The organism is Reyranella sp. (assembly GCF_004297405.1).
Classification (GTDB): domain Bacteria; phylum Pseudomonadota; class Alphaproteobacteria; order Reyranellales; family Reyranellaceae; genus Reyranella.
The window spans coordinates 118,806-135,387 of record NZ_SCVC01000006.1 but is presented as its reverse complement, the minus strand read 5'-3'; the positions used below and the strand labels follow the sequence as shown (position 1 = coordinate 135,387).

Sequence of the window (16,582 nt, the reverse complement as noted above, 5' to 3'; positions counted from 1 at the left end):
AATCCGCCGGTGAAATGTCCGCGTCCGCCCTCCGCACTCTCGTCGCGATCACTCTTCTGCTGCTGCCGGCCACGGCATCGGCTCAACGGCCACCTGCGGCCGGCGCCAACGCGCCGACGCAAGGGCTGCGTGTGGTTGCCCGCGTCAATGACGACGCCATCACCGACTTCGACTTGCAGCAGCGCGTGCTGTTCGCGATCAAGACCAGCGGCCTGGCCGACAGTCCCGATCTGCGCCAGCGCATGGCGGGGCAAATTCTGCGCCAGATGATCGACGAGAAACTGCAGGTGCAGGACTCCAAGCGACTCGGCGTGAAGCCCACCGAAGGCGAAGTCCAGAGCCGCTTTGCCGAGATCGAACGTTCCGCCGGCATGGGTCGCGGCCAGTTCCGGCAATATCTGCAGAGTGTCGGTGTCGCTCCGGACATCGCCGCGCAGCAGATCGAGGCGCAGATCGCTTGGGGCAAGATCATTCGTCGCAGGGTGCGTGCCCAGGTCGATGTCTCCGAGGCCGAGGTCGACGACGCGCTGTCGCGCATGCGCGGCAACGTCGGCAAGACCGAGACCCGCGTGGCCGAGATTTTCATTCCGGTGGATCGCGCCGACGGCGCCGACGAAGGCAAGCGCAGCGCCGACCGCGTCGTCGAGCAGTTGCGCCGTGGCGCGCCATTCCCCGCAGTGGCGCAGCAATTCTCGCAGGGCGCCACCGCGCAATCCGGTGGCGATCTCGGCTGGATCCTGCCGGGTGGTCTCGATCCGACACTCGATACCGCGATCGAGAAGCTGCAACCGCGCGCATTCTCCGAGCCGATCCGCACCGCAGCCGGCTGGCACGTGCTGATGGTGGTCGACCGTCGCGCCTTCGCGGCGGCTCGCCCCGACGACATTCGTCTGAATCTGGTGCAGCTCACCCTGCCGTTGCCGCTCAACGCCTCGCCCGACGAGACCAACCGCGGCATGCAGGAAGCCCAGAAGGCGATGACCGGTGTGCGCCAGTGTACGGATCTGCATGTCAGAGCGCGTGACCTCAAGGGCGCGACCTCGGGCGATCTCAACGGCGTGCGCGTGGGCGATCTCGCCGCCAACACGCAGATGTACGAACAACTGCCCAAGCTCCCGATCGGCGGTATCGCGGGACCGTTCCGCGTTGCCGAAGGTCTGCAGATCGTAGCGGTGTGCAGCAAGTCGGGCGGTGACGGCCTGCCGACGCGCGACGCCATTTCCCAGCAGATCCTGCTGCAGAAGCTGGAAGCCGCGGGCCGTCGCTACATGCGCGACCTGCGCCGCCAGGCGACGATCGACATCAAGTCATGACGCCATCCCTGCCGCTCGCCATCACCATGGGCGAGCCGGCCGGTGTCGGCGGCGAACTCAGCCTCAAGGCGTGGCAGGTACTGCATAAGGCCGGCCGCGCCTTTTTCGTGCTCGACGATCCCGCCCGGCTGTCCGCTTTGGCGGCGCGGCTCGGCCTCGACGTGCCGGTGCGCGAGATCGGCACGCCTGAAGATGCAGCGGCCACCTTCGCGGCCGCCCTCCCCGTTTTGCCGGTGCATCTCGCCAAGCCGGTGACGCCTGGGCAACCCGATCCCGAGAATGCCGGCGCCACGCTCGAAGCCATCGAACGGGCCGCGCTGTTCGCCATGGCCGGAACGATCGCCGGTGTGGTGACAAACCCGATCCAGAAGAAGACGCTGCAGGACGCCGGCTTCAAGCATCCCGGCCACACGGAATTTCTTGCTGAGCTGGCCGGTGGCGTCGAGGTCGCGATGATGCTGGCCTGTCCGCAGCTTCGCGTCGTGCCGGTGACCATCCACCTTTCCTTGGCCGATGCGGTGCGGGCACTCGACGGTGAGGCTATCGAACGCGCGGGCCGCATCACGGCGCAGGGACTCGTGGAACTCTTCGGCATCGAGCAGCCGCGGCTCGCCGTGGCGGCGCTCAATCCGCATGCCGGCGAGCAAGGCGCGATGGGCGACGAGGAACGTCGGGTGATCGCGCCGGCCATTGCGGCGCTCCAGCGCGCCGGCATCGATGCGCGCGGGCCGTCACCGGCCGACACCCTGTTCCATGCCGGCGCCCGTACCGGCTACGACGCCGCGCTCTGCATGTATCACGACCAGGCGTTGATCCCGATCAAGACCATCGACTTCTCGGGCGGCGTCAACGTCACTCTGGGCCTGCCCTTCGTGCGCACCTCGCCCGATCACGGCACCGCCCTCGACATCGCCGGCACCGGCCGCGCCGATCCGGCGAGCCTGCTGGCCGCGATCGACATGGCCGACGACATGGCGCGTCGTCGCGGCAACTAGCCAGCGACAGCCGACATGGATCGGATCGCAACCCTGCCGCCGCTGCGCGAGACCATTGCCGCGCATGGTCTCGACGCCAAGAAACGCTTCGGCCAGCATTTCTTGCTCGACCTCAACCTCACGCGACGCATTGCCCGCGCCGCCGCTCCTCTCGACGAAGGCACTGTCATCGAAGTGGGCCCCGGTCCCGGCGGCCTCACGCGCGCGCTGCTGCTCGAAGGCGCTGCGAATGTCGTTGCGATCGAACTCGATCGTCGCGCCATCGAGGCGTTGCGTGAACTCGAGGCGGCGGCCGATGGCCATCTCGCGCTGCTTGAAGCCGATGCGCTGCGGATCGACCCATCGACACTCGGTCCCGCGCCGCGCCGCATCGTGGCCAACCTGCCGTACAACGTCTCGACGCCGCTGCTCGTGCGCTGGCTGCACGCCGCCGACGAACTCACCGACATGGTGCTGATGTTCCAGAAGGAGGTCGTCGACCGGCTGGTCGCCGCGCCGCGCAGCAAGGACTATGGCCGGCTGTCGGTGATCGCCCAGCATGTCTGCGAGGTCCGCCGCCTGTTCGACATCCCGCCCTCGGCGTTCGTGCCGCCGCCCAAGGTCGTTTCCTCCGTGGCCCGGCTCACGCCGCGGCCGGCCGCCGATTGTCTGGCCGATCTCGGGCCGCTGGAACGGGTGACGGCCGCGGCCTTCGGTCAGCGCCGCAAGATGCTGCGCGGCTCCCTGGCCGGGCTCTTCCGTGATCCCACGGCCGTCCTGACGGACCTCGGCCTGTCGCCGACCGCCCGCGCCGAAGAACTTTCCGTGGCTGATTTCGTCCGCCTCGCGGGTCGACTTGACGAGTGAGTGAGCACTCACTATAAATGGACCCATGATCCGGTCCCTGGCCTTCAATCTCTATTTCTATGTCGGCACCCTGATCGCGGCGATCCTCGGCATCCTGATGGTGCCGATCCCCACGCCGGTGCTGCTGCGCGGCCTGCTGCACTACTGGGCCCGCGCCGTCGTTTGGGGCATGCGCTGGATCGGCGGCATGAAGGTCGAGGTGCGCGGCCGGCAGAACCTACCCAAGCACGGCCCGGTGCTGCTGGCCAACAAGCACCACAGCGAATGCGACGGCATCCTGCTCGCGGCCGAGATCCCCGGCATCGCCTTCGTCGCCATGCAGGAGCTGTTTCGCTATCCGCTGATCGGCGCGATCCTCTATCGCCTGCAGATGATCCGCGTCGACACGTGCGGCGGCGGCAAGGAGCGCGAGAACCTGGCGCAGTTCGCCAAGCGCGCCTGCGACAGTGGGCGTCACATCGCGATCTACCCCGAGGGCCATCTGATGGCGCCGGGCGAACGCGAGCGTTATCGCTCGGGCATCTTCTATCTCTATCGCGACCTGAACCTGCCGGTAACGCCGGTGGCGACGTCGGTCGGCCTAGTGTGGAATCGCCGCGACTGGTGGAAGAAGCCGGGCCGCGCGGCCATCGAGTTCCTGCCCGCGATCGAGACAGGCCTCGACAAGGCCGACTTCATGCGCCGCCTGGAAAGCACGATCGAGACCGCGAGCGATCGCCTGATCGCGGAATGCTCGGGTCGTCCCTATGCGCCGAGCCAGCTCGTCCTGCGTTCGCAGGGCCAGACGGGCATCGGCCAGCCGATCACCGCCCCTCGCGCAACGCCTTGACGAAGTCCGACAGGCCGAGCTGACGCTCGCGCTTCAGCCGCTCGGTGATGAGGATCGCCCTGAGCTCGAACACACTATCGCCTCAGTTCGCGCCGCCACAACGAGTACGGCGTCCGGACGTACGGGTCATCCGCCCACACACGTTCAAATCAACCCTAGATTCAAGGCATATACCATTCAATAAACTTAGCAATTCTTGCTCGTGTAATCGGAGATAACCGTGCCGATTCACCCTCCAGCAACTGTCGCACCTCTGCTACCCATGCCTTTTCTTCCGCGAGTTGGTTGTCGAGTTGGCCCGCCTCATAGCGAAAACGGAATACTTCCATGACCTGCTTCTGCGCTGATGGCTTTAAACTCAGTATACTGCTCACGAAGTCAGCAGGTTTAATCTTCGAAAGTACTGGAACACGCGCGTAGGTACTCTCGCCAGAATTGGTGAAACACAGTCGACGAAAAAAGAGGTTAGAGTCTGAACGCATTAACCCAACAAGCTCTTCACCAATTTTCGAATAGCTGTCACTTCTCGCCAGATATCGAAGTTCTTCTAAGCGTTTGGCTAAGTCACTGAATCTTGGGCCCTGCGCATGAAAGCCGAGACCATCGTAACCGTCATTCATATCCTCCAACGAGTGGGTGAAAGGCGATGGTTCAAGTCTTCCTGCTTTGTATAGGTCGTCGAGGTATAGTTGACACTCCTTAGCTACTTCTTCTTCGCCTATTGCAAGCTGACCAATACTTGAAAGCCACAGGCGTAGTCCAAAGACGTGAAGGATGATCCCTGGAGCGACAATCTCGCGAGCAGCAAATTCACACTCCATTTTCTGAACAGCAGCGTGAAATACAGATTCGTCGCGCTCGAATCCGTACCAAACCGTTCGCCATGCCGGCTCGTCTTCAGGAGTTACGAACCAAGAGCTGCGGTCTAAGCACTCTTGGATCTTCTTTGAGTCGAACAGACCGCTGCCTAATATTTCAAGGAGCACGTCCGTCGACAAGTCATCTGCTCCCAGCTCGACTTCAGAGTAGTATTTCGCCCGCTGAGCGAATGTTCCTTCGCTCTTACCTTTGTTGAAGTGCCGATCCGTCGCCAATTCGATCCAAGATCGGCGCTCTCGAAGATCGTCCAACTGGAGTTTGCCGGAGCGTAACTCCAGAGACCACGCCATGATCAAACGAAGCGCACTTATCATTGCTCTTTCGTTCTTCAGATGTCGTTCTGCGAGGCACCGAAAGAAACGGACATACGCCCAAATGCTTCGCTGCAGAACACGGAGGTTCTCCGTACCCGATTGCCGAAACACCGTGGCAAGTTCGGCAGATTGACGCTCGAGGAATGATCGCGCTGCATCAAATTCTATTGAAGAGATGAATCTCGGCAGAGCGGAATCAAGGACCGGCTGCATTTGCAGCGTTTGACCAACTATTTTCTCTCTTTGCTCGAGGTAAGCAGCATCGCTGTAGATTTCGTCATGGGCAACAAGTATGACCTTGCGATCCAGATGCTCAATGAAATAGTTGATGCAGCCAAGAAGAGCCTTGGATGACATCTCGCATCGTTCAAGGTCGTCAAAGACAAACACCTGTACATTAGGAATGCCAAGCAAGTCCTCGAGTGAAAGCTCAGGCAGGACAGCGAGCTTCTTTGCTGCTGCTTTCGCTATCTCAGTAGCTACCTTTGCCGCTTTGCTGCCAAGCAAAGGGTATACCTTGTGTTGTATAGCTCGGTGAACTTGCTCGACACTTTGGATGCCGAACAAGCTGACGTAAATGTAGGCAGGGCCGCTGTGAGAACGAGCGTCACTAACATCGCTCGGCGAAAGGTGCTTCTTTTCCAAGTACTCACGAATCAGGGTCGACTTACCAATCCCCCAAGGGCCTTTGAGCATGACCGCAAATTTTGGCGGATGCTTCATATCTAGATAGTAGTCCAGATACTCCCTTACATGCCTATTTGGATCGTCGGTCACGTTCGAAAGCCTCTACTAAGCGAAGCAGCAACTGCCAGCCGATCACCGCCCCTCGCGCAACGCCTTGACGAAGTCCGACAGGCCGAGCTGACGCTCGCGCTTTAGCCGCTCGGCCATCAGGATGGCCTTGAGCTGCATGACGCTGGTGGCGATGTCCTTGTTGATGATCGTGTAGTCGTACTCGGCCCAGTGGCTCATCTCGTCGGCGGCCTTCGCCATGCGGCGCGCCACGACATCGGGAGCGTCCTGCGCCCGCGAGATCAGGCGGCGTTCAAGGTCGCGCGTCGACGGCGGCAGGATGAACACCGTCACCAGGTCGTCGCGGCCCTTCTCCTTGAGCTGCTGCGTACCCTGCCAGTCGATGTCGAACAGCATGTCGCGTCCGGCCATCAACGCCTCTTCGACCGGCAGGCTGGGCGTACCGTAGTAATGGTCGAACACGCGGGCATGTTCGAGGAACTCGTCGCGCTCGATCATGTCGCGGAAGGTCGCGGCATCGATGAAGTGATAGTCGACACCGCCCTGCTCGCCCGGACGGCGGTCGCGCGTCGTGCACGAGACGCTCAACTGAATGTGGGGATCGTTCTCCAGGAGCTGCCGCGACAGGGTCGTCTTGCCGGCGCCCGACGGCGAGGACAGGACCAGCATCAGGCCGCGCCGCTGAATCATCGGCGCATCGGCATCACTCGACATTCTGTACTTGCTCCCGCATGCGCTCTACGGCGCCTTTCAGATCGATGCCGATGCGCGTCAGTTCGATGTCGGCAGACTTCGAGCAGAGCGTGTTGGCCTCGCGGTTGAATTCCTGACAGAGGAAATCGAACTTGCGGCCCACTGGATTGTCGGGCCGCGCATCGGCCAGCAGGCTGCGCGCCTGGGCGATATGGGCCGTCAGCCGGTCGAGTTCCTCGCGCACATCGGCCTTGCCGACCAGCAGCGCCACTTCCTGCGCGAAGCGTTCCTCGGAAAGAGCCGGCACGCGCTCCAGCAGTTCGGCGAGCTGTCCGTCGAACCTCTGGCGCACGGTGCCGATCTGCGCTGCCGCCCGTTCGGCGGCGCGCGTGCAAAGACCTTCGATCTCCGTCACATGGCCGCCGATCACCGTGGCCAGCGCCTTGCCTTCGGCCGCGCGGGCAGAGACGAGACCCTTCAGCGCCTCCTCGAGCGTTCCTTGCACCGCCTTGTCGAGGGCGACCAGCGCCTCTTCGCTTTCCTCGGCCGTCTCTTCCTCTTCGATGACGCCGCGCACGCGCAGCAATCCGTCGGCTGACGGAGCGGCGGCGCCCGTCGTGCGCCGCACTTCCTCGACCAGCGCGCTGAGTTCGGTAAGCAACGCACGGTTGATGGCCAGTGGCTTGCTCTGGCGCTCGCTGGTGATGGTGAGCGTGAGCGCGACGTTGCCGCGCTTCAGACGGCCACCGACAGCGGTCCGCGCCGGATTTTCCAGGCGATCGAAGCCCTGCGGCACGCGGCAGCGGATTTCGAGATTGCGCCCATTGACGCTTCTTGCCTCCCAGACCCAGCGCCGTCTCTCGTCCGATCCCTGCGCCCGGGAATAGCCCGTCATGCTCGCAATCAAGTTATCCTCGCTCCAATGGGCGTTCATGTCTCATTAGTGTACTGTCCGCCTAATTCAAATGGAGTTTCTCAGGATGAATCGCCGGGCTGGGGGCAAGCGTGCTTAAGCGCACCGGACTGAAAGTCGTTTCCATTCTGGTCGGCCTGACGATTGCGCTCCTCTGCTTCGAGGTTGGTGCGACCGCATGGCTGACCTTGCGGGACGGAAAATACACACCCTCTGCAAAGTTGTTCACCCAGAACACCAACACGTTCGTGCAAAGCGCCGCCCGCGAATCCGGCTGCCGCTACGGCGATACGCTGTTCCCGCATCCCTACCTGGCTTTCGTTCACAGTAGGGGCCAACCCTGCTCATTGCCTGGCGTGAACAACATTGGCCTGTTCGGTGAGGACTTCCCGGACCAGCGCCGCACCGATCGCTATGTCGTCCTGCTCACCGGCGGATCGGTCGCTGCCCAGTTGGGACAGATGCAGCCCAAGCCGGCGCCGCGCTATCTTGAGGAGGAGCTGAACAAGAAGTACGTCAGCCCCAACGGCAAACCGTTCCTGGTGCTGAACGGCGGCGATGGCGCGTGGAAGCAGCCGCAGCAGACGATCCTGTTCTCGCTCTACGCAGAATTCGTCGACGCCGTCATCACGCTCGACGGCTACAACGAACAGCACATGATCCAGCCGGGCGTCGTGTCCCGCTTCGAACTGCCGGGGAACAACTTCCTCGATGCCAACCCGCTGGCCGCGCAGAACGGCTTTGGCGAAGTGGTCGTGAGCTGGATGGCCGGACGAGTCGCCGCCTGGATACAAAGCAGCTTCCTTGAGAACTCCCACGGCGCCTATCTGCTGGTCGAAGGCATGTCGCAGCTCACCACCAAGACAGACCCGACGACCGCCAAGCTGTTCTGGGAGATGATGAAGCTGCCGAAGGACATCTACGACGATCCGAGCAAGTTGATGACGCGCCAGATCGCGCAATACCGGAAATACATCCGGATCATGGATATGACGGCCCGCCACTATAACGTGAAGTCGATGTTCTTCCTGCAGCCCGTGCCGGCCGTCGACAAGTCGCTGACCGAAGAAGAGAAGCGCGCCACGCCGGACATGGCCTACGGTCAACGCTACATCCGGATCGTGCATGATCTCGAGGCGCTGAACGAAGGCGGCATTGCCGTGCGCAGCCTGCTCGACATCTATGCCAACGTGAAGGAAACGATCTACGCCGATTCGATCCATGCCTATCAGGCGCCGAACGGCGAGAGCCCCGGCTATCGCATCATGGCGGCCCGCATGGCACGGGACATGGCCGAAGGCTGGGGCCTGAAGGCCAAGCAGTAGACTGATCGGGGCGTCCCAGGCATGAAGAGTTTCACCGGCATCGTCATCACCGGCGCATCGAGCGGCATCGGCGAGGCGATCGCGCTGGACTATGCCCGGCCGGGCGCCGCCCTCGCCCTGACCGGCCGCGACGCGCAGCGCCTCGACGCTGTCGCCAGCGCCTGCCGTGCCAAGGGCGCCACGGTCTTCGCCGAAACGATCGATGTCACCGAACGCGAGCGGTTCGCCGCCTGGCTTAAAGCGTTCGACGATACCCATCCGGTCGACCTGATCCTGGCCAACGCCGGCATCTCGGTCGACAAAGACAATTCCTCGATCGACGATTTCGCCATCATCCGCCGGACTTTCGACGTCAACGTCAACGGCGTGCTGAACACGGTGGAACCGCTGCTCGACCGGATGATCGCACGCGGGAGCGGCCAGATCGCCGTCGTCTCCTCGCTAGCGGCCTTTATCGGCCTGCCCTACTCGGCGTCCTACAATGCCAGCAAGGCCGCGGTCCGCGTCTGGGGCGAGAGCCTGCGTTACGTGCTGAAGAAGCACGGCATCGGCGTCAGCGTGATCTGCCCCGGCTTCGTCGTCAGCCGCATGACGGCGGGCGCCCCTTTCCCCATGCCCTTCCTGATGAGTTCGGCGCGTGCCTCCTCGATCATCCGTCGCGGCCTCGCCAACAACCGCGCCCGCATCGCCTTCCCTATCGGTACCAAAGCCGCCGTCTGGCTGGGCGCCGTGCTGCCCGGCGGCTGGACCGCGAGGCTGATGGGGGCTTAAGCGCCCGGCGTGATGTAGGGCGAGTCGGCGACTCGCCATCGTGCCGGCGGTTCGGCGCGGAAGATCTGGCGCAGGTGAACTTCGTCGGGGCCGTCGGCAATGCGCAGCATGCGGGCAACGGCGAAGGCACGGTGAATGGGTGCATCGTCGCTGCCACCCATGGCGCCGAACAATTGCAGCGCACGATCGGCAACGCGCTGCGCCATCTCCGGCACCGCGACCTTGACCATTGAAACGTCGCGCCACGCCGCGTGATGGCCGTCGGCGTCCAGCCGTTCGGCGGTGTGCAGCACCAGCAGCCGCGCCTGATTGATCTCGATGCGCGACCGTGCAATCGCGTGCTGGGTTGCGTCGTAGTCGATGACGGTGCGGCCGAAAGTGCTCCGCTCGGCCGCCCGCGCCATCATCAACTCGACCAGCACCTCGCAGGTCCCGATGGCCCGCATGCAATGGTGCAACCGCGCCGGCCCCAACCGCACCTGCGCCGCGGCGAAACCCTCGCCCTCTTCGCCCAGCAGGTTTTCGAGTGGCACTCGCACGTCGCGAAACTCAAGCTCGGCGATGGGAGCGATGCTGTCCTCCCAGCCGAGAAAGCGCAGCTCGCGCACGACCTTCAGGCCAGGCGTCTCCATCGGCACGATCACGCAGGAATGCCGGCCGGTGCGCGACGCCTCGGGGCGCGAGACCCCCATGACAATGACGAAGGCGCAATCGGGATGGGCACCGCCGGTGATGTACCACTTGCGTCCGTTGACGACCCACTCGCCACCGTCGCGCCGCAGGCTCGTGGCGATGTTGGTGGCGTCCGAGGACGCCACGTCGGGTTCGGTCATTCCGAAGGCGGAGCGGATGCGGCCTTCCAGCAGCGGCTCCAGCCAGCGCTGCTTCTGCGCCGGGGTCGCGGCATGCTGCAGCATGATCATGTTCGGGACATCGGGCGCCTGGCCGTTGAACACTTCGGACGCCCAGGGCAGGCGGCCCGTGATCTCGGCAATCGGCGCGTAGTCGCGATTGCTCAGGCGATCCGGCTGCCAGAGGTTCCACAAGCCACGCTCACGCGCCCGTGCCCGCAACCCGGCGAGGAAAGGCGGCGAGCCCGGATGCCGGGCAACGTGAGCCGCCCAGTCGCGATGCCGCGGCAGTACCTCTTCGTTGAAGAACGTGTCGACAGCCGCGCGCAGCTTCGATGCACCTTCCGAAACGTTCATCGCTAACGAGCACTCGTCTGGATCAGGATCTCCGACGTGAGCGTGCGGTGCACGGGGCAGCGGTCGGCGATTTCCATGAGCCGCTTGCGTTGCTCGTCGTCGAGCGGCCCCTCGAGTTCGATGGTCCGCTGGATGCGGTCGACCTTGCCTTCCTTGGTCTCGCAGCTCTCGCAGTCGGCGGCGTGGATCTTGTCGTGCTGGAGCTGCACCCTCACCTTCTCCAGCGGCCACTTCTTCTGCCGCGCATACATACGCAGCGTCATCGCCGTGCAGGCGCCTAAGCCGGCAAGCAGATAAGCATAGGGATCGGGTCCGGTATCGTTGCCGCCCTTCGCGACCGGTTCGTCGGCGGCCAGCACATGCACGCCACTGCGCACCGTCTCGGAGAAAGGTCCGGTCCCGTTGTCCTCGACAACGACAATACCCGGCGCAAGAGCGGTCGCGACATCGGCCATGATGTTCTCCCTTGAAAGAGCGATCACTTCATCTGGTTGGTGAGAAGTGCGGCAGCGCCGCCCTGATCCTTGCCATACTTCAGGAGCGCGGCGCGGCCGCCGGCGGCATAGGCCGCCACCGCGCCCAGCAGGCGTTTGAGCTGGTCGGGGCTGGAGCGATCGAACCTGCAGTAGGCGCCGCGCGTCAGCTTGGCGATCTGCGGGAAGAGCCGCGAGGCCACGCGATCGTCGCCTTCCTGGAAGACGAACACCGGCAGGCCGAGCAAGCCGAGCTGGCCGGCCTCATGGCCGACGGCATCGACATCCTCCTCGCAGCAGTCGCCCACGAACACCACGGCATCGAGCCGGCTTTCGCGCTTCTGGTCGCCGGCATAGCGCAGGAAGCGCGCGATCTGGGTGCGGCCGGCGAGGCAGCGCACGGCGCTCATGAGACGCGCCAGTTCGCGGCCGTCCGACGTCCACTTGCTCACCTTGAATTCGTCGAAGCCGCGATAGAAGGCGAGCCGCACATCGAGACCGCCCAGCGTATCGGCGGCGACGAACATCTCGCCCTGGATGGTGCAGGCGTGATCCCAGGTCGGTTCGCGGCTGGCCGTGGCATCCATCGCGAACAGCAGCCGCCCGCGACCGCCCGGCTTGGCGGTGGTCGGCAACTTGCCGACTTCGCGCACGAAGGCGTCGACCTCGTTCGCACCTGCGGAAGACGGAAGCTTGCGATCGCCAACCACGTCCTTTGACCCTCCGTTACACGTTCAATATGGTGCACGCGCGCATTCGCGCCAACACGAAGCATGACCGGAAACGCCCCTACATTCGCCACGCTGCTGCTGCGCGTCTTTCTACCCTTCGCGCTCGCTTACTTCCTCTCCTACATCTTCCGTGGCGTGAATGCGGTCATCTTCCCGTATCTCGAACGGGATGTCGGCATCACCGCGGGCGACCTCGGCCTCCTCACCTCCGCCTTCTTCCTGTTCTTCGCGGGCTGCCAGCCGGTGCTGGGCGTCATGCTCGACCGCTACGGGCCGCGCAAGGTGCAGACCGTGCTGCTGGCGATGGCCGGCATCGGGTCAGCCTTGTTTGGCCTCAGCTTCTCGCTCGGCGAGCTGGTCGTCGCACGTGTGCTCATCGGACTGGGCTTCGCCGGCGGGCTGATGGCCGCCATCAAGGCGATCACACTCTGGTATCCGCCGGAGCGCTGGGGGCTGATCACCGGCTTCCACATGATGGCGGGCGGGCTTGGCTCGATGGCCGCCACCCTCCCCATTCAATGGTCGCTCTCGATCATGAGCTGGCAGGGCCTGTTCTTCTGGCTGGCCGGGTTCTGCCTTGTCACCGCGGCGATCCTGTTCGTGGTCGTGCCGGAACGTGGCACACCCAAGGCACAAGGCACGTTGCGTGAACAGTTCCAGATCACCGGCATCGTGCTGACCGACGGCTTCTTCTGGCGCATCCAGCCGCTGCTCACGTTCCAACAAGTCGCCTTCATCGCCAGCATCACCTTGTGGATCGGGCCGTGGCTGCGCGACGTCGGCGGCATCGCCGACAGGGATGTGCGCGCCGACATCCAGCTCTACACGACGGCCACCATGACGTTAGGCTTTGCGCTGAGCGGCGTGCTGTCGGGTGCCTTCCGTCGCGTGGGCGTGAGCGACTTCGCCTCCTCCACCCTGGTCAGCATGCTCTTCGCGCTGGTCTGCGCCTGGCTCGCCTTCCTGCCCTCGTTCCAGCCCGTGCTCGCGTGGCTACTGTTCGGCTTCCTCGGCGCCTATCCGATCCAGTACATGCCGCTGCTGGCACGCTCCTTCCCGGCGCACTATGCCGGCCGGGTCAGCACCAGCTCGAACCTCGTCGTCTTCACCATGATCTTCGCCCTGCAATGGGCGATCGGAAAGATCGTCGACCTGTGGCCACGCACGGCAACCGGCTACGCGACCGACGGCTACACCTGGTCCTACGGCGCGCTGTTCGTCCTGCAGGTGGCAGGGCTTCTGTGGCTGTTTCTGTCTCAGGCTCGTCCGCTAGCGGAGGCACGGCCACTTGCGGCGGACTGAGGTATTACTCAGTCCGCCGCAGGCCTTCTGTAGCTACTTCCATCTCAGGCGCGTCCTCTGCCGGAGATTCGGACTGAGGCTGGGCCTCGGCCTCAGCAGACGGTGATGGCGCTTCAGGCGTGGTCTCCGGTGCAGGCTCGTCCGTTGGCGCAGACTCAGTGGCCAGCGGCGGCAGGTTGAGCGCGGCCACGAGGTCGCGCACTTCCTGACGGGCCGCGACGTGGCTCAGGGTCAATGACGGGCCGGTGCCGCCGCGCTTGAGATCGAGCAAGGTGAGGCCGTTCAGGAACAGCTCCTTGTAGATCACACGTTCGCTGAGCCCAGCGGCGACGCGGAAGCCGATGCGCCGGGAGAGCGCCTCGATCACCGTGCTCATGTCGCGTTTGTTGCGCGCGGCCAGCGCGGACAGGCGATTGCGCATCACGATCCAGTCGACCGGCCGGCCGCCCTGCACAGCGCGAATCTGGCGCTGCTTCCACACCGCTTCCGAATAGATCGACGGCCGCACGACCTTCAGCGTGTCGGGATCGACCCGCGCCAGAAGGTCGAGGTCGATGAAGCTGTCGTTCAGCGGTGTCAGCAGGCTGTCGGCCCAGGTGTGGGCCAGCCGGCTGAGATGCGTGTCGCTGCCCGGCGTATCGACGATCACGAAGTCGGCCGCACTGACGGCGGGTTCCAGCGCTGCTTCGAGCCGTGCGCGCTCGTCGGCTTCGGCGGCGCTGCGCTCGTTCAACGTCGAGATCGGCACCGGCGTATGGATCGGCATCGGCAGGTCGACGCCCTTGCGCTTGATATAGGCCGCGCGATTTTCGAGGTAGCGACTGAGCGTGCCTTGGCGCGCATCGAGATCGAGCGTCGCCACCTTGGCACCGTCGCTCATCAGCGAGACCGCGATGTGAAGCGCCGTCGTCGACTTGCCCGAGCCACCCTTCTCGTTGCCGATGACCAGCACATGGCCGCGCCCCGGAGTCCGCGCCGCCTGTGTCTGGGCGATGCTTGGATTGGGCGCCGGTTGGAATGAACCACTCACCAGCGAACTCACGACGCTTTACGAATCCAGACGGCGGTATCGTGGAACACCGCGCCGCCGTTCGGCCAGCCGGGATCGGCCGAGGTCAGGATGTTGATGCCGATACCGGTCTCGAAGTTGCGATTGGGCCAGATGCCCTCGACCACGACCACGCCCTTCTGTTGGCCCTTGCGCGGCTTGGCGTGGACGATCGTCTTGCCGCGATCGTTACCGATTTCCAGGCGGTCGCCTTCGGCGATGCCCATCTCGGTGCACTGCTCCGGATTCATCAACGCCGTCGGCCGCACCTCGCGCTTCTGCGAGGACGGCGTCTCGGTGAAGGTCGAATTGAGGAAGGTGCGCGCGGGCGCAGCGACCAGACGGAACGGCTTATCTTCCGTCGCATTGTCGATCACGTCGAAATGGTCGGGCAGCACCGGCATGTCCTTGCCGCGCGGACCGTAGGCCGACCAATCCGGCTTGAAGCGGAACTTCTTGTCCGGCCAGGCGAAACCATCGAGGAAGTGCGACGTCTCGAAGCCGAGATGGAAATCCTGGCCACCCTTCTGCCAGTTGGTTTCGGCGTCCCACATGCCCGAGGCCTTCAGGCTCTCGTCCATGATTTCCCACGCGCTCATGTCGAAGCCGCGATGCTTGGCGCCCAGCCGCTTGGCCAGTTCGGAGATCACGTAGTGATTCTCGCGGCATTCGCCCGGCGGCTCGATCACGGCCTTGGTCACTTGGAAGAAGGTATGGCCGCTCGCGGTGTAGAAGTCGTCATGCTCGAGGAACATGGTGGCCGGCAGCACGATGTCGGCGAGGGCCGCCGTCTCAGTCATGAACTGCTCGTGCACGCAGACGAAGAGGTCGTCGCGTTTGAAGCCTGCATGCACCTTCTCCAGCTCCGGGCAGACCATCGCCGGGTTGGTGTTCTGGATCAGCATGCCGGTCACCGGCGGACCGTTCTTCAGCGCTTCCGGATCGCCGGTCAGGATCGGCCCCAGGCGCGACTGGTCGAGTTCGCGCAACGACAGGTCGATCATGTCCGTCCCTTCGATCAGGGTCTTCTTGATCGGGTACATGCCGGTGTGGCCGTAGAGTGCGCCACCGCCCTTGACCTTCCACGCGCCGGTCACGGCCGGCAGGCAGGTCACGGCGTGCATGTTCGCCGCGCCATTACGGCTGCGGCTGAAGCCGTGATGGCAACGGATGAACGCGGCCTTGGTCTGCCCGTAGAGGCGCGCAAAGCCCACGATCTCCTCGACCGAGAGGCCGGTGATCTTCGACGCCCATTCCGGCGTGCGCGTCGCCACATGGGCGGCCAGCTCGTCCGGCGCGTCGGTGTACTTCCGGAGATAATCCCAGTCGGCATAGCCCTCCTTGAAGAGGACGTGCATGACGCCGACCGCCAGCGCACCATCGGTGCCCGGCCTCACCGCGAGATGGATATCCGCCTGGTCGGCCGTGCCCGTGCGGTAGGGATCGACCACGACCAGCTTGGCGCCACGCTTCTTAGCCTTCATGGCGTGGGTCATGACGTTGACCTGGGTGTTCACCGGATTACCGCCCCAGATCACCACCAGATCGGAATGCTCGTCGACCTCGCGCACATCGGCGCCGCGCTTGGCGCCGACGCCGGCGATCCAGCCGGTATCCGAAAGCGTCACGCAGATGGTGGAGAACCAGCGTGAATACTTCATCGCATGGCGCAACAGGTTGATGCCGTCGCGTTGCACCAGTCCCATTGTGCCGGCGTAGTAGTACGGCCAGATCGTTTCGCTGCCATGCTGGCGCGCCTTGGCGATGAACTGCTCGGCCACGATGTCGAGCGCGTCCGACCAGGAGATCTCCGCGAACTGCTTGGAGCCCTTGGGGCCGACTCGGCGCAGCGGCTTCATCAGCCGGTCGGGATGATGGATGCGCTCGGCGTAGCGCGCGACCTTCTCGCAGATCACCCCGGCGGTGTAGTCGTTGCGCATCGAGCCGCGCACGCGGCCGATCCGCTTGGCATCCAGCCGCTCGACATCGAGGGCGCAGGTGCTGGTGCAATCGTGCGGACAGACCGACGGCACGGTGGTGATGCCGGCATCGCCGTGCTTCACCCGCGCATTGGGGGCATAGGCATGGTCGTCGGGGGACATTACTCGGCGCTCCTTATGGTCCCGCCCAACATACAGATGACATGTCGATGAACAATGTGGATGGGAGGGTCCCTGATCCACATG

General features: G+C 64.1%; 15 protein-coding genes. 7 read left to right on the top strand and 8 right to left on the bottom strand.

The window, feature by feature from the left end; all coding sequences use genetic code 11:
• The first annotated feature begins 14 nt into the window (after nt 1–14).
• The 4 genes from EPO50_RS02860 to EPO50_RS02845 are packed head-to-tail and all read left to right on the top strand — an operon-like array spanning nt 15 to nt 3,983.
• Complete coding sequence (locus EPO50_RS02860) at nt 15–1,313, top strand: peptidylprolyl isomerase (RefSeq protein ID WP_296341139.1); 1,299 nt, start codon at nt 15–17, stop codon at nt 1,311–1,313.
• Entirely contained in the window at nt 1,310–2,308 is a 999-nt protein-coding gene (pdxA, locus tag EPO50_RS02855; RefSeq protein ID WP_296341138.1) for a 4-hydroxythreonine-4-phosphate dehydrogenase PdxA, read from the top strand. The genes EPO50_RS02860 and pdxA overlap by 4 nt, the downstream gene beginning before the upstream one ends.
• Before the next feature lie 15 nt (nt 2,309–2,323).
• On the top strand, nt 2,324–3,154 hold the full coding sequence (gene rsmA / locus EPO50_RS02850) for a 16S rRNA (adenine(1518)-N(6)/adenine(1519)-N(6))-dimethyltransferase RsmA (protein WP_296341137.1): 831 nt from the start codon (nt 2,324–2,326) through the stop codon (nt 3,152–3,154).
• A gap of 25 nt (nt 3,155–3,179) precedes the next feature.
• Nucleotides 3,180–3,983, top strand: a complete 804-nt coding sequence (locus EPO50_RS02845; protein WP_296341136.1) for a 1-acyl-sn-glycerol-3-phosphate acyltransferase — start codon at nt 3,180–3,182, stop codon at nt 3,981–3,983.
• A 161-nt stretch (nt 3,984–4,144) separates the two neighbouring features.
• Here EPO50_RS02845 and EPO50_RS02840 read toward each other — a convergent pair whose 3' ends face one another.
• The 3 genes from EPO50_RS02840 to EPO50_RS02830 are packed head-to-tail and all read right to left on the bottom strand — an operon-like array spanning nt 4,145 to nt 7,520.
• Nucleotides 4,145–5,953, bottom strand: a complete 1,809-nt coding sequence (locus tag EPO50_RS02840) for a P-loop NTPase fold protein (RefSeq protein ID WP_296341135.1) — start codon at nt 5,951–5,953, stop codon at nt 4,145–4,147.
• 42 nt (nt 5,954–5,995) lie between these two features.
• Nucleotides 5,996–6,646 (bottom strand): guanylate kinase, encoded by a 651-nt coding sequence (gene gmk, locus EPO50_RS02835; protein WP_296341134.1) that lies wholly within the window; start codon nt 6,644–6,646, stop codon nt 5,996–5,998.
• Nucleotides 6,636–7,520, bottom strand: a complete 885-nt coding sequence (locus EPO50_RS02830; protein WP_296341133.1) for a YicC/YloC family endoribonuclease — start codon at nt 7,518–7,520, stop codon at nt 6,636–6,638. The genes gmk and EPO50_RS02830 overlap by 11 nt, the downstream gene beginning before the upstream one ends.
• A 110-nt stretch (nt 7,521–7,630) precedes the next feature.
• Between EPO50_RS02830 and EPO50_RS02825 the strand changes: the two genes are divergently transcribed.
• Nucleotides 7,631–8,863: a hypothetical protein gene (locus EPO50_RS02825; protein WP_296341132.1), complete on the top strand. Its 1,233-nt coding sequence runs from the start codon at nt 7,631–7,633 to the stop codon at nt 8,861–8,863.
• Nucleotides 8,864–8,884: 21 nt separating this feature from the next.
• Nucleotides 8,885–9,634: an SDR family oxidoreductase gene (locus EPO50_RS02820; protein ID WP_296341131.1), complete on the top strand. Its 750-nt coding sequence runs from the start codon at nt 8,885–8,887 to the stop codon at nt 9,632–9,634.
• Here the strand turns inward: EPO50_RS02820 and EPO50_RS02815 are convergent.
• From EPO50_RS02815 to EPO50_RS02805, 3 genes are read right to left on the bottom strand one after another with little or no spacing between them, the layout of a single operon-like run.
• Nucleotides 9,631–10,842, bottom strand: a complete 1,212-nt coding sequence (locus EPO50_RS02815; RefSeq protein ID WP_296341130.1) for an acyl-CoA dehydrogenase family protein — start codon at nt 10,840–10,842, stop codon at nt 9,631–9,633. The genes EPO50_RS02820 and EPO50_RS02815 overlap by 4 nt on opposite strands.
• 2 nt (nt 10,843–10,844) lie before the next feature.
• Nucleotides 10,845–11,297, bottom strand: coding sequence for an OsmC family protein (locus tag EPO50_RS02810; RefSeq protein WP_296341129.1), 453 nt, complete (start codon nt 11,295–11,297; stop codon nt 10,845–10,847).
• A gap of 23 nt (nt 11,298–11,320) precedes the next feature.
• A complete protein-coding gene (locus EPO50_RS02805) occupies nt 11,321–12,025 on the bottom strand; it encodes a VWA domain-containing protein (RefSeq protein ID WP_296341128.1) in 705 nt (234 codons plus the stop codon).
• A 63-nt stretch (nt 12,026–12,088) separates the two neighbouring features.
• On the opposite strand from EPO50_RS02805, the gene EPO50_RS02800 reads away from it, so the two are divergent.
• Nucleotides 12,089–13,348, top strand: coding sequence for an MFS transporter (locus tag EPO50_RS02800; RefSeq protein WP_296341127.1), 1,260 nt, complete (start codon nt 12,089–12,091; stop codon nt 13,346–13,348).
• A 4-nt stretch (nt 13,349–13,352) separates the two neighbouring features.
• On the opposite strand, the gene EPO50_RS02795 is transcribed toward EPO50_RS02800, so the two are convergent.
• Complete coding sequence (locus EPO50_RS02795; RefSeq protein WP_296341126.1) at nt 13,353–14,378, bottom strand: division plane positioning ATPase MipZ; 1,026 nt, start codon at nt 14,376–14,378, stop codon at nt 13,353–13,355.
• Between the two features lie 8 nt (nt 14,379–14,386).
• Nucleotides 14,387–16,498, bottom strand: a complete 2,112-nt coding sequence (locus EPO50_RS02790; RefSeq protein WP_296341125.1) for a molybdopterin oxidoreductase family protein — start codon at nt 16,496–16,498, stop codon at nt 14,387–14,389.
• Nucleotides 16,499–16,582 lie beyond the last annotated feature (84 nt).

Excerpts from the sequence above, each read along its gene's own strand:
- EPO50_RS02860 (WP_296341139.1), top strand. The coding sequence starts at position 15 with ATGTCCGCGTCCGCCCTCCGCACTCTCGTCGCGATCACTCTTCTGCTG.
- pdxA (WP_296341138.1), top strand. The coding sequence starts at position 1,310 with ATGACGCCATCCCTGCCGCTCGCCATCACCATGGGCGAGCCGGCCGGT.
- rsmA (WP_296341137.1), top strand. The coding sequence starts at position 2,324 with ATGGATCGGATCGCAACCCTGCCGCCGCTGCGCGAGACCATTGCCGCG.
- EPO50_RS02845 (WP_296341136.1), top strand. The coding sequence starts at position 3,180 with ATGATCCGGTCCCTGGCCTTCAATCTCTATTTCTATGTCGGCACCCTG.
- gmk (WP_296341134.1), bottom strand. The coding sequence starts at position 6,646 with ATGTCGAGTGATGCCGATGCGCCGATGATTCAGCGGCGCGGCCTGATG.
- EPO50_RS02830 (WP_296341133.1), bottom strand. The coding sequence starts at position 7,520 with ATGACGGGCTATTCCCGGGCGCAGGGATCGGACGAGAGACGGCGCTGG.
- EPO50_RS02820 (WP_296341131.1), top strand. The coding sequence starts at position 8,885 with ATGAAGAGTTTCACCGGCATCGTCATCACCGGCGCATCGAGCGGCATC.
- EPO50_RS02815 (WP_296341130.1), bottom strand. The coding sequence starts at position 10,842 with ATGAACGTTTCGGAAGGTGCATCGAAGCTGCGCGCGGCTGTCGACACG.
- EPO50_RS02810 (WP_296341129.1), bottom strand. The coding sequence starts at position 11,297 with ATGGCCGATGTCGCGACCGCTCTTGCGCCGGGTATTGTCGTTGTCGAG.
- EPO50_RS02800 (WP_296341127.1), top strand. The coding sequence starts at position 12,089 with ATGACCGGAAACGCCCCTACATTCGCCACGCTGCTGCTGCGCGTCTTT.
- EPO50_RS02790 (WP_296341125.1), bottom strand. The coding sequence starts at position 16,498 with ATGTCCCCCGACGACCATGCCTATGCCCCCAATGCGCGGGTGAAGCAC.